Raw genomic sequence first — 13,619 nt, 5'->3', positions numbered from 1 at the left:
AAAAATAGATATTCCAATAAGAAATAAAGGAGGTGAATTTATGTCTGGGAAATCAGAAGAAGTAATCTTTTCCAGTGAAGAACCCAGGTCCGTTCAGGAGATTGCAGATTTCTTGATTCTGGCAGGACAAAAGTTAAAAGAACAAGGTTTTTTCAATCTAACCCAGGGAGACCGACAGATTGAGGTCCGCCCCGATGGTTCTACCAAGCTGGAGCTTAAATATGAGATTAAAGGGGAAACAAAACACCAGTTTGAGATTGAATTAGAGTGGAAACCCGGCGTAGGCGGGCAGGGCGGAAAGGTAGACATTGTGTAATGTAGGATCAGAGGTTCCTTTAGAACAGAATTGCAAAATATAAGAAAACCCGGCGCAGATTGTTTGTTCTTGCACAGGGTTTTCTTATATTTTGTAAGTCAAGGCCCTGCTGGATTGCTGTGGAGAGGAGAGAAGCGTCTTTTAAGGAAAACCTCTTGTTTGATATAATATGTTTTAGCAGGTTTTATGAACATTTAAACGCTGCCCTGCAGTTAGAACAGGAATATCATGGCTTTGCCGGGGAGATTATAGGATAGTAATAATTTTTAGGTACTAAGTCAGTTTTTAAGGGGGAAACCTTTATGAAGTTAAGTGATAACGCCAAAATAACGCTGGCAAAACGTTACCTGATGAAAGATGCTGGGGGGGGGATCCTGGAAACTCCAGAGCAGATGTTAAAAAGGGTAGCTGCTAATATCGCTCATGTGGACTGTCTTTACTATGGTAAGTCAGAAGAGGAAACCCAGAAAATAGAGAGCAGTTTTTTTGAGGTAATGAATAACTTAGAATTCTTACCCAATTCCCCAACTTTGATGAATGCCGGCAGGGAATTTCAACAGTTGTCTGCCTGTTTTGTGCTGCCTATAGAGGACAGCATAGAATCAATATTTGAAACGTTAAAACATATGGCTCTGGTGCAGAAAACCGGGGGAGGAACCGGATTTGCCTTTGACCGGCTCCGGCCCGCCGGGGATTTTGTTAAATCCACCTTTGGGGTGGCCAGCGGTCCCATATCTTTTCTAAAAATATATGACAGCGGCACGGAAGCGGTAAAACAGGGGGGAAGCCGTCGGGGGGCAAGTATGGGGACTTTGCCTTATGACCATCCCGATATAGTTGATTTTGTTACCTGTAAGGAGTCAGATTTAGACATTACAAATTTTAATATTTCCGTTACTGTTTCCGACAGCTTCATGGAAAAAGTAAGGGGGGATGATCCTGACCCGGATTATTATTTGGTAAATCCCCGCACAAAAAACCCCCATATTGACCCGGAGACAGGCAATTTAAAAAGGATGAACGCCCGGGGCCTTTTTCAGCTGATTTTAGAAAGAGCCTGGAGAAATGGGGAACCGGGAATAATTTTTATAGATAGGATGAATGAATTTAATCCAACCCCTCACCTTGGGAAATATGAAACCAGTAATCCTTGTGGAGAGCAGCCTCTTTTGCCTTACGAGGCCTGTTGTTTAGGTTCCATTAACTTGGGATTGATGGTGAACTCAAAAATTCAGGTAGACTGGGATAGGCTGCGGAAGGTAGTTCACACAGCGGTGCATTTTGAAGATAACGTGATTGATGCCAGTCAGTATGCGATTCCTCAGATTACAAAAATGCATCAGGGAAATCGGAAAATTGGGATTGGAGTTATGGGTTGGCATGACATGCTGGTTAGGTTGGGTTTTTGTTATGATAGTATAAAAGCTCTGAAGTTGGCTGAGAAAGTGATGTCTTTCATTAATCAAGAAGCTAAAAAGAAATCTGTTGAACTGGCTCTTAAGCGGGGGGTATTTCCAAACTTTAAAGACAGTATCTATGACACCGGAAAAGAAGAAGACAGAGTGAGGAATGCCACCAGGACCACTATTGCCCCTACCGGCACAATCTCCATCATTGCCGGGGCCAGCAGTGGGATAGAACCGTATTTCAGTATTGCCTTCGCAAGAAAGAATGTCCTGGGGGGCATTGACCTGCTGGAGGTAAATCCGTTATTTATGGAAATAGCAAAGCGGGATGGTTTTTACTCCATGGAACTGGAGAAGCGTATTGTTGAAAGCGGTAGTGTCCAAAATGACAAACAGGTTCCAGAGGAGATTCAAAACATTTTTAAAAATGCACTGGAAATTGATTATACCTGGCATGTCCGGCACCAGGCGGCTTTTCAGAAATATACCGATAATGCTGTGAGCAAAACTATAAATCTACCTTTTAATGCTTCCCTAAAAGAGCTGGATGAGGCCATTAAACTTTCCTGGAAGTCAGGATGCAAAGGAATTACTGTCTATCGTAATTGTTCCAGGGCCTCCCAGGTTTTAAACATTGGGATACCCGGGAAGGATGAATCTTTGAAAACCCCCATTATACCAAAAATTAACGGCACTACGAAAAAAAATTGTCCAGAATGCGGTTGAAGCACCCTGGTTCAATGGGAAAGCAGTGGTAAATGTCAACCATGTGGATTTTAATAAGTATTAATAGTTGGAATAGTCTGTATTTATCTATTGTTTTCTGTCTAATAGTTATATACAATAGGGAAAAAGGTAACAATTACTGTTAAAGGAAAGTTTTGATTTTAGAAAAAAAGGGGGTAGAGCATGAAGAAGATTTTTTATTGCTTTTTGGTATTAATGTTAATGCTGTCACTGGTATTTTTCGGTGTTGGCTGTGGTAATGGCGGTGAAGAACCTGTTCCTCAGGAGGATACAACTACTGAAGCTGATGTTGAAGAAACAGAAATAACTATCGAGGAAGAAGAAGAGGAAGCGGCAGGAGAAACGGCTGCCGCGGAGTTACCTAAATATCCCGGTTCAGCTGAAGAAGACGAATTTCCAGGAATCTTTATAACTTCGGACAGTGTTGAGGATGTAAAGGATTTTTATGAAAAGAATCTGCCAAACTACACCGTCGAGGAAGACGAAGTTATGAATTGTTTTGTTTTTTCTGCCGATGGAGAGATGAGCGTTATCCTTTGGGTAGGGGATAACGACACTGTTTTAATTGAATTTGCTGATTATTAAAAAGAAAAGTTAAAAAAGGCAGCCAGAGGGCTGCCTTTTTTTCATTTCCATTTTACTAAAAAAGGAGCTTTCATCTCACAGTGCTTTTCAGGTATAAAGTATTGGAATATAGTTACAGGTTCAGACTTGATAGTTATTATAAATTATGATATGTTTATACCCATAAAAGTGAACTGGTTTCAGCAAGCTCAAAACACATCAAGGAATCAGGTGGAGACTCTACTCCCCTGATTAAAGCCCCACCTACGCTAACGCTTAGAGGTAGGGGTCTTATACCCTAAAAAAAAGAGATAATAAGGTTTTTATGAGAAAGGGGAAATCCTGCTCTGGGAAAAGGCATCTTTACTTTAAGTGTAACAATTAAATTTTCATCTGCCCATTCTTTAAGAAATTATCAAGGAAAATGTGCCAATATCCACGGACATACATTTACGGCCCAATGTTTGGTAAGGGGAAGCCGGTTAAATTCTCAAGGGATGGTAATGGATTTTCATGCTCTGGAAGACCTGGTTGAACAGATTACTGATGAATTTGACCACCGCTTAATAAATGAACACCCTTCTTTTACTGAGGAAGGGTTAAACCCTACGGCGGAAAACCTTGCCGGTTACATATATGAGAAATTGAAAGATGTTTTAGAAGTAGTTGACCAATCTATTACTGTGCATGAAGTCACGGTCTGGGAATCAGATGATGCCTATGCATCATACCGGGAGGAAGATTAAGATGAAATCCATAGTTCTTTTGTCCGGGGGAATTGATTCTGCGGTATCTCTGGCCTGGGCAAAAAGAAATCAGTATCCGATCCTATGCTTGAACTTTGATTACGGGCAAAATTCAGCAGCTAAGGAGAAACTGGCTTCGGAAAGATTGGCCCAATATTTCGAAGTAGACTTAAATGTGGTGGAGGTACCTTTGTTTAAAAATATTCTACATAACGCCCTGGTTTCCGACGAAAAGAAAGCATTGGGCTTGTCTTCCAACGAACAGGATAATAAATCAAACGACCTTAATTCATTTAGGGTTTCAAACCGTAACGGATTTTTTTTAAACATCGCTGCAGCCTATGCTGAGAGCCTGGATGCTCCTTTAATTATTGCCGGCTTTAACAAGGATGATGCGGACATGTTCCCCCGTAACAGTTTTCAGCAGGTTAAGGATTCCATTAATAGCCAATTAGAGATGTCCACGCTAAAGGAGTTAAAAGTTCTCTGTCCCACTCAGAACTTGAGCAAAGAAGAAATAGTAAACCTGGGCATGAAACTGGAACTCCCCTTTGAACATATATGGCCTTGTGAATCAGGGGGAGATAAGTTATGTACTCAATGTGAGGGTTGCCTTTGTTATTTAAAGGCTCTTCATTACAATGATTTAAAACGTACATAATAACACAGATTCCTAAAATCTGAGGTGTTAGGCATGAAAGCACGGCTGATTGAGATATTTTCTTCCATTCAAGGGGAGGGAATATATATTGGGCACCGTCAGTTATTTCTTCGTTTTTTTGGATGTAACCTTCAGTGTTCTTTTTGTGATACTGTTCAAAATAAACTCCCTTTAAAATGTCGTGTAGAACTGAAAGAAACTGCCGGGGAGTATCTTTTAAGGGACAATCCTTTGAATACGCAGGAACTTTTAAAAATTGTTACTTTATTTCCTGTTAAACTACATCACTCTGTGAGCCTTACCGGGGGAGAACCTCTTTTGCATCATAAATTTTTAAAAAAATTTTTACCGGCCTTTAGAGAGGAAACCGGTCTTGAGATTTTTTTAGAAACCAATGGAACCTTAATTGAAGAATTAAAGGAACTGCTTCCCTGGATTGATTATATAGCTATGGATTTTAAGCTTCCCCATTTGTTGGGTGGGGATAATTATCTGAAACAACACCTGGAATTTTTAACGCTTTCCCTGCAAAAAAAGGTTTTTGTGAAAATTGTGGTTACCGGAGACAGCAGTAAAGAAGAGCTTATGGAATACATAAGAGCTGTAAGAGACGTCTCCTCATCTGTTCCAGTGGTACTGCAGCCGGTGACTGCCAAAACTGACAGCCTGGGGATATCCAACAGTTATTTAATGGAGTTACATTCATCTTCTCTTAAAATATTATCCGGAGTAAGGGTGATTCCACAAACTCATATAATTATGGGGTATCTCTAAAATATTAAAATCAGTTGGTCAGGGGTCAGGCTTGAAATATTCACTTATAAGCACCGTCTTTCCCCGTCGTTCATAATCTCTAAAGCCAGCTAAATATTTATGTAACAAATTAGGAGGACTGGAAGTGACTTTTAGAATAGCTGTAGATTCCGGGGGGACTTTTACCGATATTGCCCTGCTGGATGAGAATCGAAAGAAACTACATATTACGAAGGTTCCTTCAACTCCTGATAATCCCGCCATAGCGGTAATGACAGGAGTTTTAAAAGTTTTAACTGAAAATAAAGTCAGCTCACAGGAAGTTTCATACTTTCTCCATGGAACTACTGTAGCTACTAATGCACTGCTGGAATTAAAGGGAGCTGTTACTGCTTTAATTACCACACAGGGTTTCCGTGATGTCTTGGAAATTGCCAGGCAGACCCGCCCTTCCCTGTATAATTTCTTTCAGACGAAAGCTCCACCTATTGTTCCCAGAGAGCTAAGTTTTGAAGTAGAGGAAAGAATTCTCTATAACGGCCAGATTGAAACACCTTTGAACCAGGAACATTTATCTGTTCTGGTAAAAATACTCAAGGAAAAAGGCATAGAATCGGCGGCAGTTTGTTTTTTGCATTCGTATCTTGACCCACAGCATGAAAAAATAGTAAAAAAAATACTTACAAAGGAGCTGCCGCAGGTATTTGTAAGTTGTTCCTCAGAAATTCTTCCCGAATTTAGAGAATATGAGAGGGCCAGCACGGTATGTATAAATGCCTATGTTATGCCGACCATAAAAAAATATCTGGAAGACCTTGAGATGAGGTTGACAGATGAAAAAATTAAATCACCCCTTTATATAATGCAGTCCAACGGTGGCATCATTTCCTCTAAGATGGCCCGGGAACATAGTGCCAGGACACTTTTATCAGGCCCGGCAGGGGGAGTTAACGCCGGGGTACACTTATCCCGGTTAATGGAAGAACCAAATCTTATTACCATGGATATGGGGGGGACCAGCCTGGATGTTTCTCTTATTGTTGAGGGTCAACCCCGTTATTCTACGGAAAGTTCCATAGGCAGTTATCCCTTACGACTACCCATGATAGAAATTCATACCATGGGTGCCGGGGGCGGAAGTATTGCTTTTATTGATTCCGGTGGAGCGCTAAAAGTAGGGCCCGAAAGTGCTGGAGCTGTTCCAGGGCCGGCCTGTTACGGTAGAGGGGGAGACAGGCCTACAGTAACTGATGCAAACCTGGTATTGGGCAGGATTAACCCTGAATATATTTTAGCGGGTGATATGAAGATATTCCCGGAAAAATCGGTTCAGGCAATTCAGAAACATATTGCGGCACCTTTGGGTTTGACCTTAGAAGAAGCAGCGGAGGGAATTATTAAAGTTGTCAATGCCAACATGGTCAGGGGAATTCGGGTGGTTTCTGTAGAAAAAGGCTTTGACCCCAGGGAGTTTGCTCTGGTAGCCTTTGGTGGGGCAGGTCCTTTACATGCTCTGGAGCTGGCTCAGGAATTGGCCATAAATAAGGTAATAGTTCCAGCTCAGCCGGGGATCAATTCTGCAATGGGTATGTTGGCGGCAGATATTAGAAGAGATTATGTTTTAACCCGGATTATGAGGGAAGAAAATATCCAGGTTGACTATCTAGAGGATTTATTTAAGGAATTACAGTCAAAAGCCCTGAAGGAACTGGAAAGAGAAGGGTTTAAATATGAGAATCTGCTGTTTTACCGTAGTGCAGACCTGAGATATCCCCGGCAGGCGTATGAAATAAATATTCCTTTGGGTGCAGAGGAACTGAATAAAAAAACCTTAGAACAAATGGTTAACGAATTTCATGATATTCATTTAAAAGCCTATGGTTATAATCGTCAGGAGGAAATTATTGAAATTGTTAATGTAAGGCTATCTGTGGTAGGGAAGATGCATTCTTTCCAGCATAAAGCCGAAAGACTGGTTGACAGAGACCTTTCCAGGGCTTCAAATATTTTTCGAAGTATTTATTATAATGGGAAATATATTAAAACTCCTGTATATAATCGGGATGAAATGGCTCCGGGGGGTAAAATAAAGGGACCGGCGCTTTTGGAGCAGCTAGATTCAACTACTGTGATTACACCGGGAAAAACAGCGTATATCGATTCATATAGAAACTTGATTATCACCGGTTAATAATTATCTAACATAAGGCAGAAGGAGGAAATTCCTGTGGTGGATGCTATAACCTTAGAAGTTATGAGAAACGCGCTGCAATCGATCGCGGAGGAAATGGGTGTGACCTTAATCCGGACTGCGCTTTCTCCCAACATAAAAGATAGAAAAGATTGTTCCACGGCAATTTATACCAGGGATGGACGCCTGGTAGCCCAGGCTGAGCATATCCCTCTTCATCTGGGTTTGATGCAGTCCGTGGTGAAAGAGGTTTTAAAGGCATACCCGGTACAAAATTTAGCACCGGGGGATGCTTTAATTATAAATGACCCATATATAAGCGGCTCTCACCTGCCGGATATCTGTATTTTTATGCCGGTGTTTTATCAAGGGGAATTGATTGCTGTGATGGCAAACCTGGCTCACCATGTAGATGTAGGGGGCAGAACTCCAGGGAGTACTCCCACCAATGCAGCTTCAATCTTTGAAGAGGGTTTGAGGATTCCCCCGGTTAAGATTCTAAAAAAAGGATTGTTTGATCAAGAGCTAATGAAAGTCCTGTCTCATAATGTAAGAACTGGTTTTGAGTTTAACGGAGATATAAGAGCACAGATAGCTGCCAATTCTGTAGGAGCTAAACGACTGTTGGAACTGGTGCAAAAGTATGGACTTCAAAAAATATTAATTTATATGGAGGAGTTAATTAACTATTCGGAGCGTTCTTTACGGGAGGAAATAAAAAAATTAGAAGAAGGAACCTGGCAATTTACCGATTACCTGGAGGGGGACGGCATAACCTCCAATAGAATTACCATTAAAGCAGCAGTTACTGTCAGGGAAGACAATATTAAGGTAGATTTTACCGGCAGTGACCTTCAAACCCGGGGTCCTGTAAACTCAACCCGGGCTGTAACCCTGGCCTGTGTCTACTTTGCGGTAAAAGCGGTTTTGAATCCGGAAATACCGTCAAATGAAGGAATTTCTCTTCCCTTGGAGGTAATCACTCCACCGGGTACCATAGTAAACCCTGAATTCCCCTCACCGGTTTCAGGTGCCAACATCAATACGGCACAGCGAATTGCTGATGTAATATTGGGTTGTTTTGCTCAATTTCTTGCCCATAAAGTAACTGCTGCCAGTGCTGGAACCATGGGGCTTTTTACCATTGGAGGGATAGACCCCCGTACTAAAGAGTTTTATTCTTATGTAGAGACCTACGGTGGAGGACAGGGGGCAAATGTTATGGGTGATGGAATGGATGGAGTTCATACCAATATGACCAATACCCTCAACACCCCCTCAGAGGTGATAGAAATATCTTATCCCCTACAGGTTGTAAGCTATAGTTTGAGGCCTGATACCGAGGGCCCAGGGAGACATAGGGGTGGCATGGGCTTATGTCGAGCAGTTAAGGTAATGGGACATACAGCTCAGGTTACACTGAGTTCAGAGAGGGGAGATCTTAGGCCCTGGGGGATGAATGGAGGACTGCCGGGGGGTAATTCCCAGAACATTTTAATAGATTCAAAGGGAAAAGAGGAAAGAAAACAGCCGAAATTAACCACAGAGGTGGAAGAGGGAACCGTAATTATCTATAATACTCCCGGAGGCGGCGGATATGGTTCTCCTCTAAAAAGAGATCCCCAAGAAGTTGCCGGGGACGTCAGTAAAGCGCTGGTTTCTATTCAAAGGGCCCGGGATTTATATGGGGTGGTAATTGACCCCGAAACATATGAGGTGGATCAGAGGCAAACTGAGGCTTTACGGAAAAGTGAAATGGAAATTTAGAAATAAAGCAATGAGAGCGTATGAAATGAGTTATTAAAATATCTTAATTAAAAACCAAATGACCATTACACCTTCTATCAATAATTTGATAAAGGTACCCCCCAGAAATCCTAACAGGGTACCTATTCCAACCTTGATTGCTTCTTGAGCAGTGCGTCCCCTTACTACTTCTACCAGCACAGCTCCGGCAAAGGGTCCAACAATAACACCAAGAGGTCCCAGGGTAAAAAGGCCTACAAGAATACCGGCCGCTGCCCCCCAGCCCGCAAACTTGGAACCGCCATATTTTTTTGCGCCCAGAACCACTGAAAAGTAGTCTATCAAATAAATCAGTCCCACTACCAGGGCTTGTGAGACGTAAAACATGACCGGTAGATTGTTGAAATCAACAAAAAAACCATAGACCAGCATTCCAGCCCAGATTAAAATGGGGCCGGGAAGGGCAGGGAGAATGGTTCCTAAAAAACCCAGGATAAAAATAACCAAAGCAGTAATTAAGCCTGTTATTGACAAGAAAATATCACTCCTTACATTTTTTAATTAAATACAACACAGGGGTTTAATATCCTTCCTGTTACCATATTATATTTTAATAATATTATAGATAATACATAGAGATGAACAGAAGGAATTATATACATAAAAAAGAAATCAAAGTGTAAGAAATGTGACAAACAACTTGAAAGGAGGTAATGTTTTAGTATGTGGGATTATATATTTATTTTTATATTTGTAATTGTTGTTTTATTTATTGTTTTTGTCATAAAAACTTATAATTCACTGGTAGTTTTAAGACAAAGAGTGAACAACTCATGGGCTCAGATTGATGTTCAGCTGAAAAGGCGCTATGACCTGATTCCTAATCTGATGGAAACCGTCAAAGGTTATGCTGCCCATGAAAAGGAGGTTTTTCAAAAGGTTACCGAAGCCAGAACCAAGGCTATTAATGCACAGGGGGTTGAGGCCCAGGGACAGGCAGAAAACATGTTGTCCGGGGCATTAAAATCTTTGTTTGCCGTAGCAGAGAATTACCCGGAATTAAAAGCTAACCAGAACTTTTTAAGTCTTCAGGAGGAGCTCTCCAATACTGAAGGGAAGATTGCCTTTTCCCGCCAGTTTTATAACGATACGGTGATGAAGTTTAACACAAAAATTCAGGTGTTTCCTCAAAATATTATTGCTGGATTTATGGGTTTTAATATTATTCCTTACTTTGAAGTGGCAGAAGGGGAGAGGGGAGCAGTTAACGTCAAGTTTTAAGAACACATAAAAAAGCAGAAATAACAGGAGTGCTAATATATGAATAAACCATACCGGATGGCAACGGGTATCGGCAGTCTTCCTTTTACTGACGAAAACCAGGCTTTATCCCTAATATTTAAAAACATGCCTTTTGTGCCTCATTGGCCCCAGCTGCCCAAACTTAGTAAAACTGAAGGTATAATTGAGCAGTTTCTTTTTCCTCTTATTGAAACAGGAATACTAAGATATAATCAAAAAGGAAACCCGTTTTTTGATACCGGCAATCCCGCTTTTACAGACAGTGCTGCAAATTTTTATAATTTTTACTTAGCTGCCGGGGAGAATGACCCCCAGGCTCAAAAAATGTTTACCATGCATCCGAAATATGCTTCAGGATATTATGCCTTTATTAAGAGATTAAAACAACAGGGAGTAGGAGAGGCAAAATTTATTAAGGGACAGGTCAGCGGCCCATTAACCGTTGGGATAAAACTCACCGATGCTGACCTTGAGCCTTCCTTTTATAAGGATGAATTAAGGGATATTATGGTCAGGGCTTTAGAAATGCAGATGATACAGCAGGTAAAGGAAATGCATCAGTTTAAACTTCCGGTGATAATATTTATTGATGACCCGGGACTTTGCTATTTTGGCCAGGCGCCCTACATTGGTTTAAACAGAAATCATATTATTGAGAGTTATTCGGTAATGATTGAGAGTATTCACAAGCTAGGGGCTCTGGTGGGGGTACACGTTTGTTCCGGGATTGATTGGTCTATTCTCGTGGAAGCAGGAGTGGACATAATAAATTTAGATGCTGTTAATTATAGTGACTCTCTTCTGGTTTACACCGAATCTCTGCAGGAATTTATGAATCAGGGAGGTATCATTGCCTGGGGGATTGTTGCTACCCTAAATCGAAGTATTTCAGATGATGCAAAAACAGTGATTAACAGGCTGGAGAAGTGCTTGAATACCCTGGTAAACAAAGGATTTTCCCAAGGGCTTCTCAACAAACAGCTGATGATCACTCCCAGTTGTGGAACAGGAACTCTATCTTCGGAACTGGCTGAAAAGGTATATACATTAACCGGTGAAGTTCAAAATTTGTTATAAAAAAATCCCCGGATCCGGGGATTTTTTACTTGTTATTTCCTATTTTATCCAGCCAACTTTTGAAGTTTTGGTTTTTTTCCAGTTGAAAACCTAAAAATATGCCTGCTGCAAGGCATCCTATGATTAAAAGAGTTTTCCAAAACCCATACAAGATGAATAATAATCCCAATAAGAGGCCGCATATAGCTCCTAGTATTTTCCCCCAATTATTCAAAATGAGTTCTTTCAAAAGAGAAGTGTCCATAAGAATTACACCTCTTTTTCCCGGGGGATTCGATTGATACCCTGTTCAGCTACGTTCTCAATGAAAATTTTAACAGTGAAAACAGATATTCCAGCCATCTCCTCAATATAGTTTTTTACATTTTCTTGCAGCTGTTGGCTTACTGCAGGGATTTCATACCCTGAAAAAAACACAGTCTTAATGAATATAATTAAGTTGCCATCACTGTAAATAATTTGAGGTTCTAATTCTTTAACACCTTCTATTTCTTTAGAAGACCTTAACACCATGCTCTCCAAAGCTGTAAAGGAAACCATATACTCTCCCTGGGGGGTGCTCTGGGTAATCAGTTTTGCATTTTCTTTGGCTTTAAAACTTTTTGAAAAAAGCCAAAGGCTTATTATAAGGACTAGAAGGGCAATCAATGCCCCATACAGGTTCCCGTATAAATAGCTTATATATGCATCTACCTGTTCCAAGGGCAGTATTGAAAAAGCAAAACCTAAGAAGAGCAGCGCTGCTAATAAAAGAATTAATGATAAAATCAGGTAGACCAACCGTTCTCTAAAATTCAAAACTAAACCCCCTTATTACCAGCCCAGCAGCCCCCTGAAGTTATAATTTCAGGGGGCTGCTGGTTTTAAATCCTATTACTCAGCAGCTTCGTCTTCTTCTTTTTCTACGATCTGCTCTTCTTTAAATTTAATTCCTTGAATATGTACATTAACATAGGTGACATTTAATCCGGTCATATTTTCAACTGCGGATTTTGTTTTTTCCTGAACTTCTTTGGCAACTTCATGGATTCTAGTGCCATAGTCCGCTATTACATATAAATCAATAAAAGTTTCATTTTCTTCGATTTTTACTTTTACACCTTTGGATAGATTCTTCCTACCAAGAATTTCAGCAATGCCTCCAGCAATGCCTCCGCTCATCCCAGCAACACCTTCAACCTCTGTGCTGGCCAATCCGGAAATAATTGCCACAACCTCGTCCGCAATGCGAACTGAACCAAGCTCATTAATATCCTGGATTTTTTCTTCAGACATTTTTTTTTTCACCTCCAGTTTTTTTGAAACTTGTCTACATCAATCATACCAGAAATTACCCTTTTTATCAAATCTATTATATGTAACTTAGTTATTAATATGTTTCATTAAATGAAAAATATTACGTTTTTATAACAATGGCCTGAGGAGTGTAGTCCAAGAAATCTAAATGTTAAATAATTGTTAACAGAATTTTAAGAATATTATTATTGTTATAGATTCATTATTTTTCTAAATGTGATATAATCAATATATAAAACAATTATAATAAACATATCTTATTTTTTTCTTTCATGAAAGGAGGTTTAAAAGAAGCTTACATAGAAAACACTGATATTCTTATATAAATACTACTATAAAACATAATGGAAATTATTAGAAATACAAGGAGGTAGCAAAATGAAAAAAATATTGGCACCGGTCGATGGTTCCCAGAACTCCTTTGAAGCTCTAATGAGCGCCAAGGATATGGCTGAAAAGTTTGGTGGACAACTTATTATATTAAATATTCAAAAGCCTGCTTCTTTTGATACTCCTCACCCCGTTCCTGATTATCAAATCGACCCTGAGGCTCTGAAGAGAAGAGGAAAGGAAATTTTGGATAAAGCAGAAGAATTAGTTAAAGGGACCTCTGCAGAGGTTAAAACTCTTTTCACCGTTGGTGACCCGGCTGATCAAATTTTAAACTTGATTGAAAAAGAAGGGGCAGATATGGTAGTTATGGGTTCCCACGGCCTTTCAGGAATCCGAAGGTTCTTAATTGGGAGTGTTTCAAATAAAGTGCTTCAGCACTCTCCTAAACCGGTCATGGTAATAAAATAATTTAATAATTAAA

The 13,619-nt window shown here is 40.3% G+C and carries 15 protein-coding genes; 11 read left to right on the top strand and 4 right to left on the bottom strand.

The window, feature by feature from the left end; genetic code table 11:
• Positions 1-40: 40 nt before the first annotated feature.
• The 8 genes from HUE98_RS09820 (at position 41) to HUE98_RS09785 (ending at position 9,151) form a co-directional block, all read left to right on the top strand.
• On the top strand, positions 41-316 hold the full coding sequence (locus tag HUE98_RS09820; protein ID WP_241420483.1) for an amphi-Trp domain-containing protein: 276 nt from the start codon (positions 41-43) through the stop codon (positions 314-316).
• A 302-nt stretch (positions 317-618) separates the two neighbouring features.
• A complete protein-coding gene (locus HUE98_RS09815) occupies positions 619-2,448 on the top strand; it encodes an adenosylcobalamin-dependent ribonucleoside-diphosphate reductase (RefSeq protein ID WP_241420482.1) in 1,830 nt (609 codons plus the stop codon).
• A gap of 183 nt (positions 2,449-2,631) precedes the next feature.
• A complete protein-coding gene (locus HUE98_RS09810; protein ID WP_241420481.1) occupies positions 2,632-3,054 on the top strand; it encodes a hypothetical protein in 423 nt (140 codons plus the stop codon).
• Positions 3,055-3,380: 326 nt separating this feature from the next.
• On the top strand, positions 3,381-3,779 hold the full coding sequence (gene queD, locus HUE98_RS09805; protein WP_318036553.1) for a 6-carboxytetrahydropterin synthase QueD: 399 nt from the start codon (positions 3,381-3,383) through the stop codon (positions 3,777-3,779).
• Position 3,780: 1 nt separating this feature from the next.
• Positions 3,781-4,440, top strand: a complete 660-nt coding sequence (locus tag HUE98_RS09800; RefSeq protein ID WP_241420480.1) for a 7-cyano-7-deazaguanine synthase — start codon at positions 3,781-3,783, stop codon at positions 4,438-4,440.
• A 33-nt stretch (positions 4,441-4,473) separates the two neighbouring features.
• Positions 4,474-5,214 carry a 7-carboxy-7-deazaguanine synthase QueE gene (locus tag HUE98_RS09795; RefSeq protein WP_241420479.1) on the top strand — a complete coding sequence of 247 codons (741 nt, stop codon included), beginning with the start codon at positions 4,474-4,476 and terminating at the stop codon, positions 5,212-5,214.
• 124 nt (positions 5,215-5,338) lie between these two features.
• The gene (locus tag HUE98_RS09790) at positions 5,339-7,384 is read left to right on the top strand and encodes a hydantoinase/oxoprolinase family protein (RefSeq protein ID WP_241420478.1); all 2,046 of its coding nucleotides are present in this window, start codon (positions 5,339-5,341) and stop codon (positions 7,382-7,384) included.
• 36 nt (positions 7,385-7,420) lie between these two features.
• Positions 7,421-9,151 carry a hydantoinase B/oxoprolinase family protein gene (locus HUE98_RS09785; RefSeq protein WP_241420477.1) on the top strand — a complete coding sequence of 577 codons (1,731 nt, stop codon included), beginning with the start codon at positions 7,421-7,423 and terminating at the stop codon, positions 9,149-9,151.
• Positions 9,152-9,184: 33 nt separating this feature from the next.
• Here HUE98_RS09785 and HUE98_RS09780 read toward each other — a convergent pair whose 3' ends face one another.
• Entirely contained in the window at positions 9,185-9,664 is a 480-nt protein-coding gene (locus HUE98_RS09780; RefSeq protein ID WP_241420476.1) for a DUF456 domain-containing protein, read from the bottom strand.
• Between the two features lie 189 nt (positions 9,665-9,853).
• Here HUE98_RS09780 and HUE98_RS09775 point away from each other — a divergent pair, with 189 nt between their 5' ends.
• Together HUE98_RS09775 and HUE98_RS09770 are read left to right on the top strand one after the other, a co-directional pair.
• Positions 9,854-10,411 carry a LemA family protein gene (locus HUE98_RS09775; protein ID WP_241420475.1) on the top strand — a complete coding sequence of 186 codons (558 nt, stop codon included), beginning with the start codon at positions 9,854-9,856 and terminating at the stop codon, positions 10,409-10,411.
• 39 nt (positions 10,412-10,450) lie between these two features.
• The gene (locus HUE98_RS09770) at positions 10,451-11,509 is read left to right on the top strand and encodes a uroporphyrinogen decarboxylase/cobalamine-independent methonine synthase family protein (RefSeq protein ID WP_241420474.1); all 1,059 of its coding nucleotides are present in this window, start codon (positions 10,451-10,453) and stop codon (positions 11,507-11,509) included.
• A gap of 25 nt (positions 11,510-11,534) precedes the next feature.
• Here the strand turns inward: HUE98_RS09770 and HUE98_RS18110 are convergent, their stop codons facing one another.
• The 3 genes from HUE98_RS18110 to HUE98_RS09760 form a co-directional block, all read right to left on the bottom strand.
• Positions 11,535-11,753 carry a DUF2273 domain-containing protein gene (locus HUE98_RS18110; RefSeq protein ID WP_407080256.1) on the bottom strand — a complete coding sequence of 73 codons (219 nt, stop codon included), beginning with the start codon at positions 11,751-11,753 and terminating at the stop codon, positions 11,535-11,537.
• 5 nt (positions 11,754-11,758) lie between these two features.
• Positions 11,759-12,307 carry an alkaline shock response membrane anchor protein AmaP gene (gene amaP / locus HUE98_RS09765; protein ID WP_241420473.1) on the bottom strand — a complete coding sequence of 183 codons (549 nt, stop codon included), beginning with the start codon at positions 12,305-12,307 and terminating at the stop codon, positions 11,759-11,761.
• Between the two features lie 75 nt (positions 12,308-12,382).
• Positions 12,383-12,784, bottom strand: coding sequence for an Asp23/Gls24 family envelope stress response protein (locus tag HUE98_RS09760; RefSeq protein WP_241420472.1), 402 nt, complete (start codon positions 12,782-12,784; stop codon positions 12,383-12,385).
• 399 nt (positions 12,785-13,183) lie between these two features.
• Here HUE98_RS09760 and HUE98_RS09755 point away from each other — a divergent pair, with 399 nt between their 5' ends.
• Positions 13,184-13,606, top strand: a complete 423-nt coding sequence (locus HUE98_RS09755) for a universal stress protein (RefSeq protein WP_241420471.1) — start codon at positions 13,184-13,186, stop codon at positions 13,604-13,606.
• Positions 13,607-13,619: the final 13 nt, after the last annotated feature.

This window comes from Candidatus Contubernalis alkalaceticus (genome assembly GCF_022558445.1).
GTDB lineage: Bacteria > Bacillota > Dethiobacteria > SKNC01 > SKNC01 > Contubernalis > Contubernalis alkaliaceticus.
This window is presented reverse-complemented; position numbering and strand designations above follow the sequence as displayed.